At 68.3% G+C, this 22,419-nt stretch carries 22 protein-coding genes and 3 pseudogenes; 10 read left to right on the forward strand and 15 right to left on the reverse strand.

Going from position 1 to position 22,419, the window contains the following annotated elements:
* The first annotated feature begins 418 nt into the window (after positions 1 to 418).
* The 3 genes from ABEB03_RS36980 to ABEB03_RS36990 all read left to right on the forward strand — a co-directional run bounded on the left by ABEB03_RS36980 (position 419) and on the right by ABEB03_RS36990 (position 2,427).
* The gene (locus tag ABEB03_RS36980) at positions 419 to 1,000 is read left to right on the forward strand and encodes a class I SAM-dependent methyltransferase (protein WP_345657294.1); all 582 of its coding nucleotides are present in this window, start codon (positions 419 to 421) and stop codon (positions 998 to 1,000) included.
* The gene (locus ABEB03_RS36985; RefSeq protein WP_345657296.1) at positions 985 to 2,193 is read left to right on the forward strand and encodes an RNA-guided endonuclease InsQ/TnpB family protein; all 1,209 of its coding nucleotides are present in this window, start codon (positions 985 to 987) and stop codon (positions 2,191 to 2,193) included. The genes ABEB03_RS36980 and ABEB03_RS36985 overlap by 16 nt, the downstream gene beginning before the upstream one ends.
* Before the next feature lie 78 nt (positions 2,194 to 2,271).
* Positions 2,272 to 2,427 (forward strand): hypothetical protein, encoded by a 156-nt coding sequence (locus ABEB03_RS36990; protein ID WP_345657297.1) that lies wholly within the window; start codon positions 2,272 to 2,274, stop codon positions 2,425 to 2,427.
* 467 nt (positions 2,428 to 2,894) lie between these two features.
* On the opposite strand, the gene ABEB03_RS36995 is transcribed toward ABEB03_RS36990, so the two are convergent.
* Both ABEB03_RS36995 and ABEB03_RS37000 read right to left on the reverse strand, forming a co-directional pair.
* On the reverse strand, positions 2,895 to 3,884 hold the full coding sequence (locus ABEB03_RS36995) for a replication-relaxation family protein (protein ID WP_345657298.1): 990 nt from the start codon (positions 3,882 to 3,884) through the stop codon (positions 2,895 to 2,897).
* A 438-nt stretch (positions 3,885 to 4,322) separates the two neighbouring features.
* Positions 4,323 to 4,544: a hypothetical protein gene (locus ABEB03_RS37000; protein WP_345657300.1), complete on the reverse strand. Its 222-nt coding sequence runs from the start codon at positions 4,542 to 4,544 to the stop codon at positions 4,323 to 4,325.
* A 180-nt stretch (positions 4,545 to 4,724) separates the two neighbouring features.
* Here ABEB03_RS37000 and ABEB03_RS37005 point away from each other — a divergent pair, with 180 nt between their 5' ends.
* Positions 4,725 to 5,066 carry an effector-associated constant component EACC1 gene (locus ABEB03_RS37005; protein ID WP_345657301.1) on the forward strand — a complete coding sequence of 114 codons (342 nt, stop codon included), beginning with the start codon at positions 4,725 to 4,727 and terminating at the stop codon, positions 5,064 to 5,066.
* Positions 5,063 to 7,408 carry a caspase family protein gene (locus tag ABEB03_RS37010; RefSeq protein WP_345657302.1) on the forward strand — a complete coding sequence of 782 codons (2,346 nt, stop codon included), beginning with the start codon at positions 5,063 to 5,065 and terminating at the stop codon, positions 7,406 to 7,408. The genes ABEB03_RS37005 and ABEB03_RS37010 overlap by 4 nt, the downstream gene beginning before the upstream one ends.
* 56 nt (positions 7,409 to 7,464) lie before the next feature.
* Here ABEB03_RS37010 and ABEB03_RS37015 read toward each other — a convergent pair.
* Positions 7,465 to 7,650 (reverse strand): annotated as a pseudogene (locus ABEB03_RS37015) (transcriptional regulator); the annotation flags it as partial.
* Positions 7,651 to 7,895: 245 nt separating this feature from the next.
* On the opposite strand from ABEB03_RS37015, the gene ABEB03_RS37020 reads away from it, so the two are divergent.
* Positions 7,896 to 8,291, forward strand: coding sequence for a hypothetical protein (locus ABEB03_RS37020; protein ID WP_345657303.1), 396 nt, complete (start codon positions 7,896 to 7,898; stop codon positions 8,289 to 8,291).
* 688 nt (positions 8,292 to 8,979) lie between these two features.
* On the opposite strand, the gene ABEB03_RS37025 is transcribed toward ABEB03_RS37020, so the two are convergent.
* Positions 8,980 to 9,525 (reverse strand): hypothetical protein, encoded by a 546-nt coding sequence (locus ABEB03_RS37025; protein WP_345657304.1) that lies wholly within the window; start codon positions 9,523 to 9,525, stop codon positions 8,980 to 8,982.
* Between the two features lie 170 nt (positions 9,526 to 9,695).
* Positions 9,696 to 9,890, reverse strand: a complete 195-nt coding sequence (locus tag ABEB03_RS37030; protein WP_345657305.1) for a hypothetical protein — start codon at positions 9,888 to 9,890, stop codon at positions 9,696 to 9,698.
* Positions 9,891 to 10,259: 369 nt separating this feature from the next.
* Here ABEB03_RS37030 and ABEB03_RS37035 point away from each other — a divergent pair, with 369 nt between their 5' ends.
* Positions 10,260 to 10,712 carry a DUF1062 domain-containing protein gene (locus ABEB03_RS37035; protein WP_345657306.1) on the forward strand — a complete coding sequence of 151 codons (453 nt, stop codon included), beginning with the start codon at positions 10,260 to 10,262 and terminating at the stop codon, positions 10,710 to 10,712.
* Positions 10,713 to 10,866: 154 nt separating this feature from the next.
* Here ABEB03_RS37035 and ABEB03_RS37040 read toward each other — a convergent pair.
* A pseudogene (locus ABEB03_RS37040) lies at positions 10,867 to 11,079 on the reverse strand (replication-relaxation family protein); the annotation flags it as partial.
* A gap of 322 nt (positions 11,080 to 11,401) precedes the next feature.
* Positions 11,402 to 11,572, reverse strand: a complete 171-nt coding sequence (locus ABEB03_RS37045; protein ID WP_345657307.1) for a hypothetical protein — start codon at positions 11,570 to 11,572, stop codon at positions 11,402 to 11,404.
* A 156-nt stretch (positions 11,573 to 11,728) separates the two neighbouring features.
* On the opposite strand from ABEB03_RS37045, the gene ABEB03_RS37050 reads away from it, so the two are divergent.
* On the forward strand, positions 11,729 to 13,282 hold the full coding sequence (locus ABEB03_RS37050) for an alpha/beta hydrolase (protein ID WP_425589355.1): 1,554 nt from the start codon (positions 11,729 to 11,731) through the stop codon (positions 13,280 to 13,282).
* On the opposite strand, the gene ABEB03_RS45495 is transcribed toward ABEB03_RS37050, so the two are convergent.
* Positions 13,203 to 13,700, reverse strand: coding sequence for a DUF6207 family protein (locus tag ABEB03_RS45495; RefSeq protein WP_425589356.1), 498 nt, complete (start codon positions 13,698 to 13,700; stop codon positions 13,203 to 13,205). The genes ABEB03_RS37050 and ABEB03_RS45495 overlap by 80 nt on opposite strands.
* A 49-nt stretch (positions 13,701 to 13,749) precedes the next feature.
* Between ABEB03_RS45495 and ABEB03_RS37055 the strand changes: the two genes are divergently transcribed.
* A complete protein-coding gene (locus ABEB03_RS37055; protein WP_345657308.1) occupies positions 13,750 to 14,067 on the forward strand; it encodes a hypothetical protein in 318 nt (105 codons plus the stop codon).
* A 2-nt stretch (positions 14,068 to 14,069) separates the two neighbouring features.
* Positions 14,070 to 14,537 carry a hypothetical protein gene (locus ABEB03_RS37060; protein WP_345657309.1) on the forward strand — a complete coding sequence of 156 codons (468 nt, stop codon included), beginning with the start codon at positions 14,070 to 14,072 and terminating at the stop codon, positions 14,535 to 14,537.
* A gap of 7 nt (positions 14,538 to 14,544) precedes the next feature.
* Here ABEB03_RS37060 and ABEB03_RS37065 read toward each other — a convergent pair.
* The 7 genes and pseudogenes from ABEB03_RS37065 to ABEB03_RS37095 form a co-directional block, all read right to left on the reverse strand.
* A pseudogene (locus tag ABEB03_RS37065) lies at positions 14,545 to 14,928 on the reverse strand (transposase); the annotation flags it as partial.
* Between the two features lie 575 nt (positions 14,929 to 15,503).
* Positions 15,504 to 16,868 (reverse strand): hypothetical protein, encoded by a 1,365-nt coding sequence (locus ABEB03_RS37070; RefSeq protein WP_345657310.1) that lies wholly within the window; start codon positions 16,866 to 16,868, stop codon positions 15,504 to 15,506.
* 16 nt (positions 16,869 to 16,884) lie between these two features.
* Complete coding sequence (locus ABEB03_RS37075) at positions 16,885 to 18,480, reverse strand: S8 family peptidase (RefSeq protein ID WP_345657311.1); 1,596 nt, start codon at positions 18,478 to 18,480, stop codon at positions 16,885 to 16,887.
* 156 nt (positions 18,481 to 18,636) lie between these two features.
* The gene (locus tag ABEB03_RS37080) at positions 18,637 to 19,719 is read right to left on the reverse strand and encodes a M14 family metallopeptidase (RefSeq protein ID WP_345657312.1); all 1,083 of its coding nucleotides are present in this window, start codon (positions 19,717 to 19,719) and stop codon (positions 18,637 to 18,639) included.
* Between the two features lie 2 nt (positions 19,720 to 19,721).
* A complete protein-coding gene (locus tag ABEB03_RS37085; RefSeq protein ID WP_345657313.1) occupies positions 19,722 to 20,042 on the reverse strand; it encodes a hypothetical protein in 321 nt (106 codons plus the stop codon).
* Positions 20,039 to 21,583 (reverse strand): S8 family serine peptidase, encoded by a 1,545-nt coding sequence (locus ABEB03_RS37090; RefSeq protein ID WP_345657314.1) that lies wholly within the window; start codon positions 21,581 to 21,583, stop codon positions 20,039 to 20,041. The genes ABEB03_RS37085 and ABEB03_RS37090 overlap by 4 nt, the downstream gene beginning before the upstream one ends.
* A 380-nt stretch (positions 21,584 to 21,963) precedes the next feature.
* The gene (locus ABEB03_RS37095) at positions 21,964 to 22,386 is read right to left on the reverse strand and encodes a PLP-dependent aminotransferase family protein (protein ID WP_345657315.1); all 423 of its coding nucleotides are present in this window, start codon (positions 22,384 to 22,386) and stop codon (positions 21,964 to 21,966) included.
* Between the last annotated feature and the right edge of the window lie 33 nt (positions 22,387 to 22,419).

Consider the following 22,419-nt stretch of genomic DNA (forward strand, 5'->3'; position numbering starts at 1 on the left):
GAAAGAGAAAGAGAAAGAAGAGAAAAGAAAGGGCAGGGCGGGGCGGGCGGGTGGTGGGTGCGCTGAGGGGGAGCGGCCGGCGTCGTCTCCCGTTGCGCGTCGGCGCCGCCTCCGCGCTCGAGCGCCGGGCAGGGCCGGCGCGCAACCGGGAACGCAGGGCGCCACGGCGCCGGGCCAGGGACGGCAGCTGTACGCCACCTTCGGCCCCCACCGCTGCCACGGGCCGGTCTGGCACCGCAGAGCGTGCCGTGCAGCGCCCCGCTCGCCGGGCCGGCGGCTGTGCGGGGCCTGCTCCGCTACCCGACAGGGCTTGTGGTGGGCGGTCAGGCGCCGGTTGGGGCAATGGGTCGGCCCGGTGGCGTATCCGGGCCGTGCGGCAGGGGCAGTACGCGTGCATGACCTGTCCAGGGAATGCAGCGTGAGCGTCGTCGGCACCACGACTGGCGCCACCACTGAAACGGATGACACGTCACCGGTGCCGGTGGCTCATTGGGAAGAGCTGTTTGCCGAGGGCCGTGGTTTCCGTCGTGCCGATGCCAGGGAGCTGACCCTGCTGGCCGGGCACGTCCGCCCCGTGTCGAGACAGCGAGCGCTGGACGTGGGGTGCGGTCTGGGCGGTTACGCGGCCGGCCTGGCTGGTCTGGGGTATCGGACGGTGGCCGTGGACTGGGCGCAGTCGTCCGTCGCCGCGGTCCGCGACCGCTACAGCGGCCTCGAGCCAGGCCTTACGGCTCATTGCGTGGACTTCGAGGACGACGAGGCCGTGCAGCGCACCCTGGCGCCCGGCTCGTTCGACTTGATCACGATGCGTCTGGTCCTGGCGTTCATCCGGATTCCTCTGTGGATACCCGGCCTTCAGGCCGGGGAGGAAACGGACTCCTGCGGAGCAGGACAGGGAAAGCCGAGTCGCCGGCAGGGCGATTCGGCGTTTGAAGCCGCCGATCAACACCCGCCGCTCACAACTGAATTGATAGATTGTGTGGCGTGGCGCAGCAGGTGAGGCGGGCGTTCAAGTACCGCTTCTATCCGACGGATGGGCAGGCGGCGGAGCTGTCGCGGACGTTCGGCTGTGTCCGTCTGGTCTACAACCGGGCGCTGGAGGAGCGCAGCCGTGCCTGGAACGTCGAGCAGCGCCGCATCTCCTACGTCCAGTCCTCTGCCGCGCTCACTGAGTGGAAGAAGAGCGAGGAGCTCGCTTTCCTGAACGAGGTGTCCTGCGTCCCGCTGCAGCAAGCGCTGCGTCACCTTCAGGCGGCGTTCGGGAACTTCTTCGCCAAACGGGCCCAGTACCCGCGGTTCAAGAGCCGGAAGAAGTCCCGGGCGAGCGCGGAGTACACCCGCTCCGCCTTCGCGTGGCGTGACGGGCGCCTGACGCTCGCGAAGATGACGGCGCCGCTGGACATCCGCTGGTCGCGCCCGCTCCCGATGGGGGCGGTGCCGAGCACGGTGACCGTCTCCCGAGACAGCGCTGGGCGCTGGTTCGTGTCGCTGCTGTGCGAGGACACCATCGCTCCCGCGTCGGCCACGGATGAGGCGGTCGGTATCGATGCCGGGATCACGTCGCTGGTGACCCTGTCCACCGGGGAGAAGGTCACCAATCCGCGGCATGAGCGCCGTGACCGGGCCCGGCTCGCCAAGGCTCAGCGGGCGCTGTCCCGCAAAACCAAGGGCTCGAACAACCGGGACAAGGCCCGCCGAAAGGTCGCCAAGGTCCACGCCCGGATCGCCGACCGCCGCCGGGACTTCCTCCACAAACTGTCGACTCGTCTCGTCCGTGAGAATCAAACGGTCGTGATCGAGGACCTCACCGTCCGCAACCTGCTCAAGAACCGCAAGCTCGCACGCGCCATCTCGGACGCCTCGTGGACGCAATTGCGCTCCATGCTGGAGTACAAGTGCGCCTGGTACGGTCGTCAACTCGTGGTGAGCGACCGCTGGTTCCCGTCCAGCAAGTTGTGCGGGGCTTGCGGCACGGTCCGTGAAAGGCTGCCGCTGAACGTCCGCGAGTGGCGTTGCGAGTGCGGCACCGTGCATGACCGCGACGTGAACGCGGCACGCAATATCCTGGCCGCCGGGCTGGCGGCGTCTGCCTGTGGAGACGGTGTAAGACCTCAACGGGACTCCTCCCGGACGGGGCGGTCGTCTGTGAAGCAGGAACCCCAACGGGCAACCGCTGGAACCCCGCACCTTTAGGTGGGGGAGGAAGTCAAGACGGACAAGGCTGCGGTTGCTCGGCGGGTGCGGCGCTTGCTGGTGCCGGGAGGAGTCTGGGTGGTGACGACACCGTTGGCGCAGCGTCAGTCGGCCGGCCACCGCAGTATCGCCGTGACGGCTGAGGACCTCGCGGTGGTCACCGGCCTTTTTGGGCGGGGCGGTTGGTACGACCTGGAGCAGCAAGGCCTGCGTTGCATCATCATGCGCAGCTGAGGCTTGTGGACTGCGGCTGCTGAGGCCGGACACGAGAAGCGGGACAACTTCCATCCGGCATGCACCGGAACCGGTGACTGCGCTCGGGACTTGCTCGAACCAGCAGCGCGCGTGATCCCTCTGGCCGGCCGTCATGGCCCCGCGTTGCGCGATACCGCCAGTTGTGGCGTCCTGCCGGCGGGGAGATGCGCTGAGCGGGTCTGGAGTCACCGCCAGGCAGGAGAGGACCGCTTGCGCAGATCGCCTTCACTGCCCGTGACTGCGGCCTCCACCTGAGCCTCTACCTGGCAGGCCCAGCAGCACGCGGCCGCCGACACGGGCAGCGGACCGAGGCGCGCCCCAGCGGCCGGAGCCAGTGCTGTCGGCGAAGGCCAGACCGTCAACTGCCCTGGATCCACCGCGCCCACCGTGCTGGCGGGGCGGTGAGCCGCGCGTTTGCGCACTGCTGTGACCTGTCGTGGTCGCGCTCACGCGCCGGATGGTGCCCCCCAACCTCTGGCACCGGCCGGTGCCGTGGGTGTTTCGGCCTCCTCGGCCTCCTCGGGGGCCGTTGGCGGGCGGTAGGAGTCCATCCAGCTCACCCGCCGGCCGGGGTCCTGCACGGGCCGCCACACGGGCGCGGACGGCCCGTGCTCGAGCAGGTCGGTCAGCGGGACGGCCAGGATGGTGACGTCCCGTATGAAGCCGGGCTGCGTCAGTTCCCCGTAGGCGGCACGTAAGGCGCGGATGCGGTTGTCGAGCCCGGCGGGTCCGGTGCCGTCCAGGACGAACAGCAGCCGCGGGAAGAGCGGGTAGCGGTCCCGCCAGTTCTCCCGCGCCGGTTCCTGGCCCAGGCCCTGCCGGGCCCGGCCGAACGGCACCGGCGTGTACTGGTAGAGCCGTTCATACGCACCGATCTTCGCACTCAGCCGTTCCGGGCCCATGGTCGCCCGGTCGACCTCGATGAAGGCCCGCATCATCGAACCGCGCCCACCGTTGCGGCTCCCGCCCTGGTAGTACAGCAACGCGTCGGGGATGACGGCCTCACCGCCGCCGAGAAAGTGGTGGACCTCGGGGATCCAGTCCAGCGGCCGGCACACCTCGCCGCGGCGCCGCGTGTCCCGCACGAACGCGAGCCCGGTCTCGGTCACCGTCAACGCGTGCCCCACCTTCAACCGTGCGGCCGTCGGGTCCGACACCGTCCTCGACGGCTGCCGGCCCCGCAACTCCGGCCACTCGGACGCGATCTGCGCCCCGTACTGGGTCACGAACCACACCCTGGTCCGCCCGGCCTGCGGCAGTGTGATCCGCTCGACCAGCCCCTCATCGCGCAGTTTGGCGAGCCTGCGCCGTGTCTGCTCGATGCGCACCCCGGGTGCGATCACCGTATGCATCTGCTCCGTCGTCGCCATCCGGTACTGCGCCAGCACCGCCAGCGCCAGCCGGTCCGCGCCACCTGCATCCGCATGCACCGTCACCGCATCGCTCCTTCCGTGCATCGCGGCGCCGGCCTTTCCGCGGCGCCACACGTACGGCCACACCAGCAGCCACCCCGTACCAAACGGCCGACCACGAAGGCCGTACCAGCATCACGATCCGATAACCCTGCCCCGGACCACGGCGCAAACCCCCACCACAGACACCGCCGACATCCCGCCGACAACTGTCCGCGCCCACCGGTCATCTGACGGCATCGGTGCGGCTCAGCCCCCCCCCGGATCGGGCCGCGGCTGCCAGCCGGCGATCAGCCTCTGCGCGCCGCCGCCCCGCCCTGACGCCTTTCCACGTGAGGGCGGGGCGACGGCGCGCCTCGAGGGATCACCGGCCGATGTCCTGCGCTGCGCGTCGGCGCCGCCGGCGCGCTGTGCGCTGTGCTCCGGGAAACGCCCGGCGCACCGGCTGTCCCGCCCGGGCGGTCATGTCCGGTCGCGGTCCAGGATTGTCGGCTGCGTGCGCATCGCGTTCGAGTCGACCGCCACGTGCCGTCCGGCCGTGGCAGACCACAGGCTGGGCCCCACCGCTGTCCCGGAACCGTGGGGATTCAGGGAGACGGGCGGGAGGTCCTCGAAGGACACCGTCAGCACCGCAGCCGTCCACCGCTGCTGGACGGCCTGCCCGGCGGGGCCGAGGAAAACCATGCTGCTCCCCGCTCGCGCGGGGCGTCTGCTTCGCCGCGTGACCTCGCTGCCTGTCAGGGGCGTCGGGGCTCGTGCGCTGCCGCACGACGAATGGACGGCTGAATAGGGAACGGGCCTACACGGCCGACGAAGAAGCCATACTGATCACACGTCAATGGAGCGGGAGGGACGATGCCTGCCATGTGGCTGGTGGTCGAGTCAGAGGAGCCGGACGAAGGGCTTGCGGAGCTGTCCGACTGGCTCGGTCACGAGCCCGAGCTCAGAGGTCTGGTCAGCGGAAACACGGCACCGGCGCCGGGCGAACTCGGCTCGATGGCCAATGCTTTGGTGGTCGCTGTGGGCAGTGGCGGAGTGTTGAGCGTGCTGGCCGCATCACTCAAGGCGTTTCTCGCACTGCCACGCCGCTCAGACGTACGGATCAAGGTCGACGGCAGACCCGATGGGCGGACGGTTGAAATCGATGCCAAACGCGTGAGTGACGTCGAGGCGCTGCTGCGAGAGGCACTCGGGAAGGAGGAATGAGCCAGCGAGCGGTCGAACCCGCCCGCTCGAGGATCGTGTTGGTCGGGCCCTCCCACTACGACGACCCTCGTCTGCCGGACGTACCGGTGATCGCCAACAACATCAGCGATCTGGCTCGGGTACTCACCGATGAAAAGCTCGGTGGCTTCAGTCCCTTCCACTGCGTACCGGTTCCTCCAGCAGCCGGCGTGGCGCAGGTCGGCGACGTGCTGGTGCGTGCCGCCGAAGAGGCCGAGGACCTGCTGCTGTTCTACTACAGCGGACACGGGCTGCTCAGCCCCAGGCGCCGGGAGTTGTATTTGAGCCTGGCCGCAACCCGACCGGACCAGTTGGCCTTCACCGCGCTGCCGTTCGAGGCGATACGCGATGCGTGTCTGGAAAGCAGGGCCACGAATCGAGTGGTGATCCTCGACAGCTGCTTCAGCGGGCGAGCGATCGGAGACACGCTTGCCGATGAGGACGAGACGGTGCTCGGCGAGCTCGAGGTCTCGGGGGCTTACACGTTGACTTCGGCCCCAGGCAATCGAACGGCGTTGATCCTGCCCGGAGAGCGGCACACCGCGTTCACCGAGCGGCTGCTGGCCCTGCTGAACGCCGGCAGCCCGGCGGCCGGGGCGATGATCAGTCTCCGAGACATCTACCGGCACCTGCACACCCAACTGCGTGCCGAGGGCCTGCCGGTACCGCAGCGATGCGGCGTGAACAACGCCGACCTGCTCGGGCTGGTGCGCAACGTCCACTCAGCACCCTTGTCGCACGACACACCGGCGGTGGCCGGCACCGCAGAGCCTGAAGGTCTGTCCGGCACGGATATGGCCGAGCGCCTGGTACACGCCAAAGGCATCGCCAACACCATCAGCGACGGAATGTGGAGAGCCCGGTCGCTGACACGGGTGGCGCTGGTAGCGGCAGCCGGCAATGACGGATCCGAGCGCACAGGACGCCTGATCGACCAGGCAGAGCAGGCCGCGAGCACGGCTGATGAGAATCCGGGGAAGGCACTGACCGCCGTGGCAACCGCGGTAGCCCCTTTTGACCCCGACCGAGCCGAACGTATCGCCCGCAGGGCAGATGGCACGACCAACGAGGGATACGCCCTGACTGCTCTGGCCAAGGTGGTGGCCGCCTCTGACCCCGACCGAGCCGAACGCATCGCCAACACCATCACGGAGAAGCACTACAGATGGCCGGCGCTCAGCGCCGTGGCCGCGGCGGTGGCGGCCTCTGACCCCGATCGGGCCGAACACCTCGCGACCATCATCGCCGACAAGCACTACAGATGGCCGGCGCTCAGCGCCGTGGCCGCGGCGGTGGCCGCCTCTGACCCCGACCGAGCCGAACGCATCGCCAACACCATCACGGACAAGCACTACAGATGGCCGGCGCTCAGCGCCGTGGCCGCGGCGGTGGCCGCCACTGACCCCGACCGAGCCGAACGCATCGCCAACACCATCACCGACAAGCACTACAGATGGCCGGCGCTCAGCGCCGTGGCCGCAGCGCTGAGCGCCTCTGACCTCGACCGAGCCGAACGCATCGCCACCGACATGATCCGCACATACACCAGGTGGCCGACGGTCCTGTCCATGGAGATCGTGGCGGCCGCAAACCTGGCCGGATCTCTCAGCACCGTGGTAGCCGCGCTGGCCGCCAAGGATCCCCACCGAGCCGAACGCATCGCCCACGCGACACCGCACAAGCCCTCCCGTGAAGGCGTACTGGCCGCGGCGGCAAAAGCCGTGGCCGCCACCGACCCCGACCGAGCCGAACGCATCGCCAACACCATCACGGACAAGCACTACAGATGGCCGGCGCTCAGCGCCGCGGCCGCGGCGGTGGCCGCCACTGACCCCGACCGAGCCGAACGCATCGCCAACACCATCACCGACAAGCACGTGCAAGTGACGGCGCTGACCGCCGTGGCCTCAGCGGTTGCCGCCGAAGATCCCGAACGTGCCGGCAATCTGATCGACCAGGCGGAACAGACCGCGACCAGGGCCAGGATTCCCCGGGCGCTGATCGCAGTGGTCACCGCGGCATACACCTTCGCCCCCGACCGAGCCGAACGCATCGCCTACGCGATATCCGACAAGTCCGTCAAAGAGAGCGTGCTGGTTGCCTTGGGGAAAGCGGTGGCCGCCACTGACCCCGACCGAGCGGAACGCATCGCGAACGCCCTTACCGACAGGTATGCCGTGGTGAGAGTACGGGCCGCTGTCGCCAGGTCAGTCGCAGTGGCTGATCCAGATCGCGCACGGCTTATCACCCAACAGATCCAAAGTCCCGACAAGGCCGAGATCCTGCACTCAATCGTGCTTGTGCTGACAGACAACACGAGGTGACCCCTGCGCCTGCGCTCCGAGTACGTCACCAACATCGGCGTCGCCGCTGTAGAAGCGAACCAGTCGAGCCAGTCCGGGTGTTCCTCCGCCGCGCCGCGCTCCCAGAGGAACGCGGCACGGTTGAGAGCCGTTCCGGCCGTTGGGTGGTCACCGTCGCGCGACAGTGCCTCGGCTTTGCGGTGGTAGAGGAGGGACTGGGTGTATGGCGACAGTGCTTGAGGAGCGTTGTCGATCGACACCGAGGCGGGACGGAGGTTGCTTTTCACCGTCGGCGTCGGTGTTCTGCGAGCCGTTCTTGCCACCGTCCGGCAGACCGTCTTCGGGCTTCTGTTCGCCCGTGGTGCGGTTGTTGTGCGGGCGGGGGTCGGTGGGGGTTTTGACCGTGCCGGGCCGGAGGTGAGGGTGGGATGATCCTGTCCTGCCCGGTACGTCTGGCGTCGCCACGTGTACCGGATCGCCGGTGGCCGATGAGGAAGACGAAGGATCGATGACGCTGAACGTGGGCCAACGGGTGCGGCTGGCGGCGGATCTTCGGCTGGCCGGGTCGGTGAGCCCAGCCGGTGAGCCCCTGGAGGAGACGGGTGCCTTCGCCGCCTCTGTGGCCCTGGCAGCGGGCATCGAGGGCATCGTCGAGCGTGTGGACGAGCATCACCGGCAGCAGAGCCACGAGGTTCGTGAGTACCTGCGCCTCAAGTCGCTCCTCGACGACTTCGGCCACCAGATGCCGCCGGCGAGCAGAAAGCAGCTGGAGGAGCAGGTGGGGGCCTTGGAAGAGCAGTGGGTCGCCTACCAGCGGCGGATGCTCCATGCCACGGTCCGCGTCCGGCTCGACAACGGATTCGTCCTCGACGATGTCCCCGAGGAGGCTTTCGCCTCCGCCTGATCAGGCACCCGGGGGCTCGCTTTCCGCGGACCGGCCTGTCAGGCGAGCAGGACATCCGGGTGGGGATGTGATGCGGGCCGGGGCTGTTGTTGGCGGCTCGCAGCGCCAGTGCGAAGGGTTCGCAGTGCTGGAGGGCGTAGGCGGGGCGGTGGTCGCGGCCCACGGTGTGATCGTGGCGCGGTGGCGGTGCAGGACGTCGTTCGCGGCGGCTTTGTTGCCGTCCCAGACCTGGACGTCGTCGCCGGGGCGGCCGGCCACGGCCACGGTGAAGTAGCGGGCGGCGCAGTCGGGGCAGACGTGGGTCAGACGGCAGTTTGACGGTTGCCCCGTGCCCCGTGCCCGGTGCCCGGTGTCCGGTGGCCTCCAGGGCGGCGGCGCCGGCCTCGGTGCGTACAGCGTCGATGAGTACGGGGATCCGGTCCCAGGTGGCGGCGGTCTCGAAGGTGTCGGCGACCGCGCCCGTGCGGGCCAGCCCGTCACGCAGGCAGGGCATGTGAAGGAACGCCGAGCGCTATGCGCTGACGGTCTGGCGGAGCCCGGATCGATGCGGGGGTGTGCTCGATGTTCTGCAGCTGGTGACCGGCAACGGCTGGAGTGCTGCTTCGTTCGTGCTCTCGGTGGCCGCAGGGCGGGCAGCTTATTTTTACTGCGCGGACGAGTGCACCACCCCTCCCGCCGCGGGAGGCCGTCAGAACTCCTCGTCCTGGTCCTCGTCTTCGTCGGGTTCGGGTTCGGGCTCGCGGGTGTACGCGAGGTCGAGGACGTAGCGTTCGTCGGCGGGGCACTGCTCGAAGTACTGCCGGATCTTGTCGGTGCTCCAGTCCTCGGTGTCCTGGGCGAGGAAGGTGTCGTAGTAGTCGGCGGCCCCTTGGCGGCCGGCCCACCAGGCGTGGCCTTCGTAGACGCCGGGGCGGGGCAGGGGCATTTCACCGGCGGGACCGCGCTCGAGCTGGTTGACGACGAGGACGCCGGTCTCGGATTCGAGCGTGATGGGGGTGTGGCCTTCGGCGTCGGCGGGCGGGGCGGGCGGGGTACCCCAGATGCGGATGGCCACCTGGACGGTGATGTCGGGCTGAAGGCTCATCAGGTACAGGTGGTAGCCGTTGCCGGCCACCACCTGCGACTCCGCGGCGTCCATGGCGGCTTCGTCGCCGAGGCAGGCGTCGGTGTCGTAGACCTCGACGATACGGCGGCCGGGAGTGGCGCAGACGCTGTACTGGGCAAGAAGCGCCATGGCAAGAGGCCTTTCTGCTGGGCTAGTTGGTGATCTTCACATAGAAGGGGTGACCGTCGAGCACGCGGCTGAGGGTGTACATGTCGTCGATGCGCAGGCCGCCCTTGCGGTTGTCCTTGCGGTCCTGCCGGGGAAGGAGGGGAAGGTGCGCTCGGGTGCTTCTGGGCGTCTCAGATGTGCAGGGTGCTCTCGTTGACCTCGGGGTCCTTCTGGCTCATCACGAGCCCGACGCGGCCTTGGGTGAACACGGTGCCCTGGTGTTTGCCCGCCACAGGGCCGGCGTAGCCGAAACGCACGTTGGAGTAGAAGGCATCGACCTCGGAGTACTTGATGTTGATGTTGGGGGAGCCGGCAGTGACATCCATGCCGATGGTCGCCTTGAGCTTCTGCTGGTTGCCGTTGGCGTACTGGGGACGGCGCAGAGCTCAACGACAGTCGGGCAGAACACCAGCCGGCAATCCGCCACCCTGGCCAGTCCGGCCTCCGCCTGTCCGCCAGCCGCACCGGGCAGTGCCGGGACGACGCGCTCGCCGAGCCGCTGTTCGTCACCCGCCCGAAAACCCGTGGAACCGAACCCTCGTGTGCCGCTACCGTTCTCCCGCCCGCAGTCACCCACTCAAGGACGTGCCGTTGTACACCAAGTGAGATCCCTCGAGCGCTGATCCGTCGTGCGACGCACGTGTGCGCCGCACTCCTTTTCGCTGCGGTCTTCTCACTGGAACCGGTGTATCTCTGTGTCCAAAATCTGGGCGGTCGCGCCCACCTGCCTGCCGACAGTTCTCCGCCCTTGCCACAGGCGCGCCCCCGGCCGCTTCCGGGCGAACGGCAAACTCCGCGCCACCGCGCACCACAAGTTCCCCGACGCCTGGCTCCTCGCGCTGCGCACCGGGTCCGGGGACCCCACCAAGGTCACTGTCCCGGAGCGGATGAACGTGCGTTCCGTACCACCCGAGCTCCACAGCCTGCTGCACGACAACGACCCCGGCCTGGCAGCCGACCTGCTCCATGGCCCGGCCGTACGGCGCCGAAGCGTGGGCCGTTCGGGCCGGACCGAGCGGCCGGCCTGGCAGTCGCCGTACGGTCCGCCGCCGCACCGGGCGCACCGCGGCCGGTGGGCGCCTGTGCCGGGGGTGGCGTGGTCTCGGTCCGCTCTGCGGCGCGAAACCCTGTGTGACCGGTGCGTCTGAGCGCCCAAGGATTCGGCTCTTCGCGAGCCAGCGGAAAGAGGTTGTGACACAGCCTCCCAAAGCGTCGAGCACAACGAGAGTCGGTCACACAGCGCGGCGCCCCAGCCATCGCCTGGGGCGCCGCGTTCTTCTTGCTATCGCTCGCGCACAAGACTCACAAGTCCGTCCACGGGCGATGTTTCCCGCCGGTCAGAGGCACCCACGTCGCCTGCAGATCGCTCATCCGAATGCCCAACCTGGCTCGGGAGGCAACAGTGAGCACGAAGAGTGCGCGGGGAAAGACCGGATACCAGCGGAGCCAGGCAGGACCCGTGGCGGCCTGCCTACCGCGGCCTACGGGTGGGGCTTCGTACTGGAACAGACGGGCGCTGCTTCCCGGCAGCGCCCTTCGGCGTTCTCACGGGTCCTTCTGGCTGCGGCGCGCTGGTTCTTGGCCCAGGTCCCGATAACCAGACCGCCACCGCCCCCGGCACCCCGGACGGCGTTCGTAGGCGGGAGGAAGTGGCCCTGGACGGCGGCGCAGTCCTTCGCGACGGCAAGGCCGTCAGCCCAGGCGGTGCCCCAGGCGGACCTGGCCATCCCGAGCGCCTCGAGCTCCACCAGGCGCCGGGCTCCAAGGGTGTTGGCGCCGTAGGAGCGCCGAACTCCGCCAGCCACCGCCCCAGCGGATACCCGCAGACGGCGCCCCCTCAGGGGCCGTGAAACACGTACGGCACCCGCAGCTCAGTGTTGCCCGTCTCGCGCAGCCACCTGGTGGCAGCCTCGATGCCGCGGCGCCCGTACGCGCCTTCAGGGGCGATCCGCAGCGAGATGAACTGGGCCGGCGCGAACGGATCCCGTTCCTCACTGAACCGCAACACCCCTGCCGCCCCGGACATCGCACGCCGGGTGTCCGGCCGTGCTGGCGGAACCGGCTTGTATCCTGCACGCATTCGACGCTCGGACGATCACGGATACGGGCATACGGGAGTGCGGGCACGGGGCGGGCGTCCAGGGGTGGGAGCGCGGGGATTTCGGTGAGTGACGCACATCCGATACGAAGCCGCAGACCGGGCCTCTTGGCCGGCGTGTGCATCATCGCCGGAGTCGTCCTCACCGTGATCGGGGCGGTCGGCGCCTGGCTCCAGCATGACGCTCCCGGCCAAAGGGCGCAGTCGCGTACGGAGTTCACCGCGGACAACCCGCCCGCCGGTCTGCCCACCGCGCTCACCACCGGCCAGCACCTTGACTGGTCCAGCTGCGCCTCGCCGCCCACCGCGCGCGCGGGCTACGACTGCGCCACCATGAAGGCCCCCCTCGACTACCGGAAACCGGACGGCCAGACGATCGACGTCGCCCTGATCCGCCGCAAGGCCACCGGCCCGAACGCCCGGCGCATCGGCTCGCTCGTCCTCAACTTCGGCGGCCCCGGCGTGTCCGGCGTGAGCGGACTGCCCGAATTCCTCAACCAGTACAAGCCGCTCCTGGACCGCTACGACCTGGTCTCCTTCGACCCGCGCGGCGTCGGCGCGACCATCCCCGTGCGCTGCGGGAAGACCGCGGACGACACCGGCTACGACGGGGCCGACGCCTGCGCCGAGCACTCCGGGCCGCTCCTGCCGTACGTCGGCACCTTGCACACCGCGCGCGACCTCGACCTGATGCGCTACCTCCTGGGCGACGAGCGGCTGCACTACTTCGGCGTCTCGTACGGAACGGCGCTCGGCGCGGTCTACGCCCACCTGTATCCCTCGCACGTCGGACGGCTCGTCCTCGAAGCGCCCGTCGATCCGACCGAGGACCTCGACGAGAAGCAGGTGTCGCAGGTCAAGGCGGTCCAGGCGGCGTTCGACCGGTTCGCCGCGCACTGCGCGGCCCGTATCCGCCACTGCCCGACCGGCGACGGGCCCGAGGAGGCCGCGCGGCGCATGGCGCGCCTCGCGGACCGCCTGGAGAAGAAGCCCGCCCCGGCAGGCGCCGGAAAAAACCTCGACGCCGACGACCTCGCGTACGCCGTCAGCGACCATCTCGACCTCGGCACGGACGGCTGGGGGCCGCTCGCCAAGGCCCTCACCGCGCTGATCGACCACAACGACGGCCGTTTGCTGAGCAAGGGCGCGGACGGCATCGGCTCCGCCGACCGCGCGGCGACCCCGCCCGACAACAGCCGCGCCGCCCAGACCGCGATCACCTGCGCGGACTCCAGCCTGCGCCCCGGTTTCGAACGCCTCGACCGGGACGAGGCCCGCATCAAGGCCGCCTCACCCGTCTTCGGCGCGGCCTGGTCCACCGGCGTGTACCTCTGCTACGACTGGCCGTTCGACGGCGAGCGCGCCACGCTCCAGGTGAACGCCGACGGCGCGGCCCCCGTCCTGGTGGTCGGCGGCACCGGCGACCCGACCACCCCCTATTCCGGCGCCCGCCGCATGGCCGGCGCCCTGGGCGACGGCGTCGGCGTCCTCCTGACGGCCCAGGAGGAGGGCCACGGCACATATCCGCAGAACCGCTGCGTCACGGAGACGGTCGACCAATACCTCCGCACGGGCCGCACCCCGGCCCCCGGGACGATGTGCCGGGGCAGTCTGTCCTGAGGCTCCTACGGATCCGCCGGGCGGCCGGCAGCACACGGTTCGCCCGCATCTGGAGGGTGAACGCGGTCGCGTCGTCGGCAGCGGCGATCTCCACCACTGCCAGGCCCGGCGTTGTGTCCCGGCCAGGACACCTCGACGAGATCGTGTGACGGGCTTTGAGGAAGGTGTGGGTGAGCGTGGACAGGGTGATGTGCCGGATCCGGGCGGCTTCCTGCTCGCCTTCTCTCCCACCTCCGTACCGGCAGCCGCGTCCTGCGGCGACGATGTGCGATTGATGCATGGGCAACCCTTGCGCGACGCCTGTTTCATGCAAGGCCCACGTCGCCGGAACGGGGGCTGTGAATGCTCGGGGAAGACGGCTTGAGGCCGCTGCCCGGAGAGCTTGGAGGCACGGCGGAGGGTAGCGCAGGCACGTCATGGCCGCGCACGTGCTCGGCTTTCAATCCATTTCTTCAGGGAGAGAAACGATGAGCGAGGTTCCCCGGGTGAGCGTGGATGAGTTGACGCAGGCGGCACTTGCCGGCGTCATCAGGGCTTTGGACGAACGCGATTCGGACCCCAGCAGAACGATGAGCGAGGTTCCCCGGGTGAGCGTGGATGAGTTGACGCAGGCGGCACTTGCCGGCGTCATCAGGGCTCTGGATGAACGCGCTTCGGACCCCAATAGATCGCTTTCGATCCCTGGCCTTGGCCTCACCACAGTCGGCATCGCATTCAATTGGGGTGAACCCTGGCGTGAATCGCAGAGCGAGGGAAGTGCCCCGCCCCCTGCTGATGGAGGATAGACATGCCTTCTGAGGAGCATGCCGCGGAAGACCGCAACAAGGACCAGGATCTTTACTGCCCCAGCGCGCAGCCGGACATGTCCGGGGCCGTGGTGTTCGGCGTGGTGGCTGGAACGGCCCATGAGCCGCATGTGCGCTATCTGGACCAGATGGTCCCCGTGACCCCAGAGGTAACGGATCTGGCCCAGCCGGTCGAGCCCGCTGAGGTCTTCCGTATCGGCGCCCCTTGCGCAGGAAGCAGTTGTCGTCACTTCGACGGTGCCCGATGCAGCCTGGCCCAGAGGATCACACGTATTTTGCCGCCGGATGCCGGTGGCTTGCCGGCTTGTCGACTGCGGCCTCGTTGCCGCTGGTGGCAGGAGCAGGGCGAAGATGCCTGCCACCGCTGCCCGCTGATTGTGACCCTTCAGCATCATGCGTCTCCTGACGTCGTTGAGGTTGCGAGACCGCCCGACGAATCTCCGTTTTGAGGTGCAGCTACGCGGACCAGGCGCCGGGGCAGCGCCGTGGGCTGGTCGTTACGGCTCGGCGTCGGGCCCGGATCAGGACGGCCGCCAGGTGCAGGGCCGCCTGGTGGGCAAGGGCGAGCTTGTCGGTGCCCATCGTCAAACCACGCCATTGCTTGGGGCGGTTGATGCACCGCTCAACAGCGTTGCGCTGCTTGTACGTCTTGGCATCGAGACCCGGTGGGCGGCCTCCTGCATGGCCTCGCCGCAGGCGGTGTCCGACCTGGTCGGCGGGTTGCGGGATGACGGCACGGATGCCGGGCCGGCGGAGATGCCTGCGGATTGCACGGGAGGAATACGCACGATCCGTCAGGACGGCCGCCGGCCGGGTCCTGGATCTGTCGAGTCGGCTTCGCCGTTTCGGGCCACGCCACGCGCGGGCCCCCCGGCGCGGTGTGTGAAGGTGTCCACGACGAAGGCGAGGTGGACGACGCCGACGAGCGGGGTGACGTGGGTGAAGTCGGTGACCCGGCACCGGTTCGGGGCCGGGGGCTACGACGTCGCGGTCCCGAAGGCCGCTTCGTGGTGACCACCTCTTTTGCCGCAGACCGCTCTGGTGCGTCCGAGTTCGCGCATGACGCGTTCGAGCGGTGCAGCGGGCCACCACACCCTGGCGGTTCGGGTGGAGGGGGAGAAGCGGTCGATCGCGATCACGTGGCTTGCTCAGGTCCTCGATCACGAGCGTTCTCGCGCACGTCGGTGATCCGGGCATGGATCCCGGGCGACCTTGCGCCGGGCTGTGGCCCGGTTGGATCCGTCGTCTTTCGCCTCGACGGCCTGATCCGCTGCCGGGAGCGGCTTCGTGGTGGGGTCGTCGCACAGCGGGGAGACCAACCAGCGGCCGGCCGCGTCCTGCTGTACGGTCACCGTCGACGGGGCCGAGCCGTCCGGCAGGGGACGCGACCGCACGATGTCCTGCGGCTTGGACATCTATGCGTGTGCTGCGGCGACTTCTGCAGCGAGCGCCGCTACCGGGATCTTGCGAATGTCTGAGTGCGCGCCGGAGAAGGGCTCTCCTTGTACGTGGTTGATGACGCTGGCGGCGTTGACCCGGTAGAAGGTTCCGGGAGTGAATTGGACGTTCATGTTGCCGTTGGCCGGCATCACCAGGTCTTCCGATGGGTGCACTGCCTGGTATCCGTCGGAGCCCATGCCGCCCCAGCGTCCCGCCGTCTTGGCCTGCGCGTCCTCCTGGGCCAGGAAGGAAGCCTTCGGGTACCACACGCCTACGGCCCAGTCGAAGACGCTGAAGGTGGCCACCAGGGGGCCGTGTACCCGGTCCGCGAAGGCGTTGAGGGCGCCGGCGCTGCCGAAGGGGTTGTCCTTCTTCTGCGCGAACGACCAGTGGGAGAAGGCACCTTGGAGGAGCAGCAGTGACGCGACCGGGCTGCTTGCGGCTGAGCTGATGCCGGACAGGGCGAAGGAGACCAGCCGGGCGCCGAAGCTGTGGCCGATCAGGTGGACCCGCACCAAGGATGACCGGCTGTGCAGGGCCTCGAGCAGTGGTCCCAGCCCGCTGCGGCCGATGTCGCCGGCGCGAGCCTTCATGACCGTGTATGACAGGACGCGCATGGCGTCCTTCGCGCCGTTGAGGGCGTGGCTGAACCAGTCGCCGATGCCTTGCGTCGCGGAGCCCGGTGGTGCGCTGCCAAATGCCTCGGCGGCAGCTTGGTATGCCGTCTTGGGGTCGGTTGTCAGGAGCAGAGCGGTCTCGCCCGAGTCCTCGAACTCGCCATCGGGTGATGGCGGTACGAGAGACGTCAGCAGTTGGTGGATCTGTCGCAGCCGTTCCTCTTTGTGCGCGTCGGGCTCGTTCGAGCCGACTGCGTTTTCCCCCTGGTCGATGAGCCGGCCGATCTCCGTCACTGTCTGCTGCTGCGTGGGGTCGGCGAAGCCCGGCTGGAGGGACTTGGCGATCTCGGTCCCGGAGAGTGCTGCTGTACCGGCGCTGAGATCCACCACAGCGCCGTTCTCGGCCTGCGTCGCGGCATCCGCCGGCGGAGGGGTTGCCTGTGTGGGCGGGAACCACAGGGAAGGCCAGTAGATGCCGGCGAACCCGATCCTGCCGATGCCTGCCGTGCCGGTCGCAGCATCCCGGATCATCGGGAACATCGTGTTGTACAGCGTGCGGGCGCTGTCCTTCGATGTTCCCCATCCGTGGCTGAACAGGAAGAGGTCGTCGACGCCTTCGGCGATCACCTGATCGAGGAAGTCTCGTGCGGCAGGTGCCGTCAGCCGGCCGTTCTCTTCGAATTCGAGGTCCCACGCCGGCTCGTTCGTCGCCAGTCGTGTCATGTCCGCTTCCCTTTCGTCAGACATTCGCGAGCATGCGCATCAGGTCGACCAGGCCTGCCCCTTGTGCATACCGTTCCCGGCCGAGGTCGGTGGCGCTGTCGGTGAGCAGGCGCTTGACCTGTCGGGGCCGGCCGATGAATTCCGGGCGGGCGGAGAGGAAGGCTGCGATGATGCCGGAGACGTGTGGCGCCGCCATCGAGGTGCCGGACTGCTCGGCGTAGGTCAGCGAGCTGGCTGGGCTAGACGCTCCGGTGGCCGGGTCCAGTCCGGCCGCCGCCCGGATCGTGCCGCTGGCGGCAGAGGCGATCCACTCGCCGGGCGCCACGACGTCCGGTTTCATTCGCCCATCGAGCGTTGGCCCCTTGCCCGATGTCCAGGTGACGCCGAAGGCATGAGGCGCGTCCCGGTGCGTGGATCCGACCGCGATGCAGTCTTCGGCATGTGCTGGTTCGGTGATCGAGCCCATGACGGCGGAGGTGTTGGACGAGTCTCCTGCGGTACGGGCACCGAAATTGCCGGCGGAGACGACCACCACCACGCCGGAGGCGACAAGCTGATTCACCGCCTGGCACAGCGGTGACTGGCCTGCGGCGTACTGGTCGGGTTTCCACTCGGAGCCCAGGCTCATGTTGACCCCGTGTACGCGCAGAACCCCAGGGTCCACGTTGACTTCGGTTCGCAGGTACGTAAGAGCGCGGATGACCGCGCTGGACGACGTGATCCACGTGCCCTGCCGGCTGAGCCGCATGACCTTGATGCTCACCAACTCGCATGCGGGCGCCATCCCGGACAGCTTGCCCACATGGGCCCGTTGAACATATCCGCCGTTCACCGGCTCCTTCGACTCCGCGACACGCGGCGTCATGCCCTCGGGCGTGCAACCCGAAATGATGCCGGCGACGTGTGTACCGTGCCCGCTGGCGTCCACCAGGGGCTGCAGTTGAGCCTGGGCGTCAGGCTGCGCCGGGTCTGCGGGGTTCACGAGGAAGCTGAAGTCGCGGTGCAGTTGGCTGGCCGGCCCTTGCAGTGGATCCTCCCCTCGGCCGGCGGAGGCGAGTTCCAGCCGGGAGAAGTGCGGGTGGCTGGCATCGATTCCGCTGTCGATGACGGCCCAGACGATTCCGCGGCCGCGTGCGTCGTAGGAGTGCCAGGCGGCGTTGGCCTTCACGGTGGGAGCGGAACGATCGATCTGCGGATGAAGTACGTAGTCCGGCCATACCCGGAAGATGGTCGGCGGCCGGTGGCTGTGCTCGGCAAGTTCCTGGTCTGTTGTCACCATGTCGCGCAGGACGGCGCGGGAGATGACGCACTGGTACAGCTTCGGCGCGATGAGTGCGAGACCCCTGGGAACGGGGGGCTGGACGGGGCTCGTCGAGGTGGCTTCCTCGGGCCACCATCCGCCGGCCTGCGTCGCGTACTGCTCCCACAGGCGGTAGAAGGCCTCGCGGACCGCCAGCAGGCCCCCGGGATAGAGCACATTCAGCTCGATCAGCATCGGGAGGCGCTGCTGCGGGTCGGTCGGGGTGGGGCCCTCGGTGGCCCCACCGTCCGGCGGCAGGTTGAGGTCACCCACGATGGGGGACCGGAACGGCACCTGCGGCTCATGCGTCATGAGCGTGCCCTTTCCCTGAAGCCGCTACGGAGTTCCGGCAGACCCCGGCCTGACGCCTTGTCAGCGGCAGCCGCCGGCCGAACCTGTACGGAGCTGCCGGCGGTTCCCTGGGGGGTGAACAACTCTGGCAAACCAGACAGGTGCGTTCTGGGCAGGCTACACGCTGTGAGTGACCTCGGGAGCCTTCAGCGCGAGTGCCACCAACGCGGCCGAGACCTCCTGGATGACCTGTTCGGCTTCGCCGAAGTCCGGCTGGAAGGTGTCACCGCACTCGATGGTGAAGCCGAACACCTTCGTGGCGGCCGGGTCGGTCAGGTGCCGGCTGTACGCGTAGTCGTCGCTCGTCCCCGAGGTGGGGTACAGGCCGTACGCTGCATCAACCCCGTAGTCGACCCCACGTACTGCACGGACCGCGTCGTTCATCTGCTCCGCCAGTTCGACCCCGATCTGCAGGTCCTGCTCGGGAATGAACTCGCCGATGCCGTCGTCCGGCCGCCCCCGCACTGCATCGAGATCGGGGTTACGGAAGTTGTCGGCCGGGGTGACGGACTGGTTCTGGTCGCAGCCCCAGTTGTGCAGGATCACCGGAACCGCGCTGTGGACGTCGACCAGCCACTCGATTTGTGGATGGTTGTCGAGAGCCCAGACCACGTTGCGGGTCTCGGGCTCCGACGCTGCCGCCGGCCCTCGGTAGACCTGTACATCGCACGGTTTGTCTGACGTGTGGACATGCGCGTTCGGGGCGAACTTCGCGGTGTGATCCCAAAGGAAATCGAAATTCCGGTTCAGGTCCACCCCCACGCATGAGGGACCCGTGGACCCGGCAGGCGCCGGCCGGCGGTTCTTGCGCCACGTCGCGGAAGTGGTCTGGCTGAAGGCCCGGCCGTCAGGGTTGACGCAGGGGAAGAAGAACAGATTGAGGCTGTCCAGGACCTGCGTCACCTGGGGCGCCGTGAACGCCGATGCTCCATAGCCGAGTCCGGTGGCCAGGCTGTGTGCCTCGAGCAGGTCCGCTGCCAGCGAGATCAGTGCGTCGGGTGGCACCCACTCCCGGGCGTGCATCCCGCCCAGCAGCAGGATTGCGGGCACCTCGTCGACCGGTCGTGTCCCCACCCGCAAGAGCCTTGCTGTCCGGCCCTCGTGCGTGGGGTGGGGCGGAGTGATGATCTCTGTCGCCCCGGGGTGGGCGTCGTGCAAGTTGGTGATCGCCGATTCGATCTCGGTCACGTTGAGATACATGCTCACTCCTTCCTGCCCAGACCGTGGGGGACGGCGTCCCGGTCTGCGAAGCGGTCACCGCCGCCGACCTCTTCCTGCCGGGTACGCCAGCTCTCGGTGATGTTCTCCACTTCGGTGATGTCCACCAGCGATGCCGAACCGGACGCTCTGGCCTCGCCCAGTTGGTCCTGGCGGAAGTAGAGGTCCAGTTCGACACCGGCCGGGGTGCGGTGCGCGATGGCGCGGCAGCCGACATCAGGCTGTGTCTCCTTGAGGAACTCCCTGAGCGCTCCGGCGTTCTCGGCGACGACGTGACAGCGGATGACCGCGGGTTCCTCGCTCATGGGTTCAGTCCTTCGGCGAGCGCGACGGCCCGGGCGGCGTTCACCCGGCCGAAGCCGTAGTCGTCATTGTGACCGGCCTCGTTGTACTGGACCCCCGGTCCTCCGATGTGGTCGGCAGACTTGTGCATCACCTCGCGCAGTTCATCGCGCGTGAGGTGAGGGTTCGCCGACAGCGCCAGTGCCGCGCATCCGGCCGCGCACGGAGCAGCGAAGCTGGTGCCGGTCTTGGTTCCGTAACCGCCACCGGACGTGGTGCTGAGAACTTTGACGCCCGGGGCGATCAGCTCGACCTCCGAGCCGCGTGCCGCGTTGTCCTCCAGGTCCTGGTTGGTCGACCGCACCACGGCGATCACGTCCGCATGGGAGACCACTTCGTCCTTGGCGATGTCGACGTTTGTGCCATTGCTCGCCGCCCAGAAGATCGCCAGTCCCTTGCCCTGACGTCCCTTCGTGGCGGCGAACTTGAGAGCAAGGTCCAAAGCGCTGGTCAGATCCCACTCCGCGACGTTCGGGCCCAGGCTGCTGACCAGGATGTCCGCCCCGTTCCCCGGGGCGATTGCGGGGACCTCCACCGACGGGTCGGTCGCGTATGCCACGGCGCGGGCGAGGGTCGCCTGCGTGCCGACCTGGTCCGGCAGACACGCCAGCAGCATCAGGCTGCACTCGGGGGCCGCTCCCGAACCACCCTCCCCGTTGTTGTGCCGGGCCCCGACCATGCCGACGCAGAAGGTGCCATGACCGCTGTCGGGCATCCCGGCAGTGCCTTGGACGAAGACTGCCCCTCCCACATGATCGGCGAGGAAACCTGACAACGGATCCACCCCGGGAGCGAGGTCAGGGTGCTCCACGTCGAAGCCGTTGTCGATGACGGCGACCCGGACCCCGGCTCCGAAGGTACGGTCCCACGCCGACTCGATATGAACGTCGGCATCCGGCGTACCACCGTTCGTGCCGACGTTCCTCCATTGCCATTGCTGCGCGTACTGGGCACCGGCAGGCCTGAACCGGCCGGGGACATGCTCGATGAGCGAAGGCTCGGCGAAGACGAAGCGGTCGTTGCCCTGGAGTTCGACGGAGGCGGCGAGGGCGTCCTGCCACGCCGTGGCTCGCACCTCATACAGGTTCTTGGCGAAGCGGAGTCTGTTGACCACCGTCAGACCGGCCGCCTCGAGCTCGAGTTCGGCCTCGTCCTTCGAGAGCGCCGGTTGCAGCTGGACAGTCAGAGCGTCGGTCGCAATACCGATTCTGCCGTTGGACCGCAGGATGACCGTGCCGGTCGCTTCCGCCCCGGGGATCTCCTCGCCTGTGGTGAGCGCTTCGCGGGTTTGCTGATTCGGTCTGACGAATATCCAGCTGGCCCGGGCGAAGGCGTCGGCCGTCTCGTCGTCGACGCCGGCGTCGCGAACCTGCCCGCGGGCACTGCTTCCCAGTTCTGACTCCACATCGGCAGCAGATCTGCCGAGGCTGTCCTTGACCGCAATCACATCGTCGAGTTCTTCAGCCTCGACGAGACGGCCGCGCTGGAAAAACTGACGTGACATGGCACTCGCCTCTTCATGTCGGGTGAAAACCCTGGCCGGTGACGGTTCGGCCCACGGATCCGCAGCACGAGGTCCGCATCCCCCGCTGCGGGACCGGGGTCCGGCCGGCGGCCACCCGTGCCCGAACTACGACAGTGGGGCCCCACCACCTGCCGTGGTCCCGGGACCTGCCGGCAATCCTTCGACCCTCATGCGGAGTACACGTGGATCTATGCCGTATACCGGAACCGAGCTTTCCGAGACCTCGGAAAGCTCGGTGCCATCCCGGAACAGATTTCCCGTCTCGATGATTCAGTCTGCCGCTGGACAGATAATCCCAGAGCCTGATAATGAGCCTGGGATTTCCCTCATGCAACAACGGGAGCGAAGGTGTCTGCTTCTTACCAGCTGACCCCGATGCCGACGCCGAAGGCGCTGACTCCGATGGAGAACCTTGCCTGGCCATTGGACCGGGAAACAGGCGGCTGGGTGGGTTCCAGAGAATCGGCGATCACGGCAGAGCGGACCGGGACTCCGGAACTGCTCTTCCAGGACAGATCCAGGTCGACGCCGTTGGCCAGCGTCCAGAACCGGTTGAAGAGTTCCTCGCTCTCGCGCACGGCGTCCGGGTCGATTCCTTGAGCGGTCGCCGCATCCCTGACGTGCGCAGTGAAGGTCTGTGGGTCCTTGAGCTGCCTGAGGGAATCGAGGATCGAATCCGACATTGCCTTGCTCATGATCTGAACGACGGTCTGATACGCGTCGTAGTCGGTGTCCGCTTCATTTGCTCGTGTTGCTACTGCCTGGCTGGTGGCGACCATCATTTTTCCCTTTCTGAGGCTGCTCCCATTTGCCGT

Source organism: Streptomyces siamensis, from assembly GCF_039543605.1.
Taxonomy (GTDB): domain Bacteria; phylum Actinomycetota; class Actinomycetes; order Streptomycetales; family Streptomycetaceae; genus Streptomyces; species Streptomyces siamensis.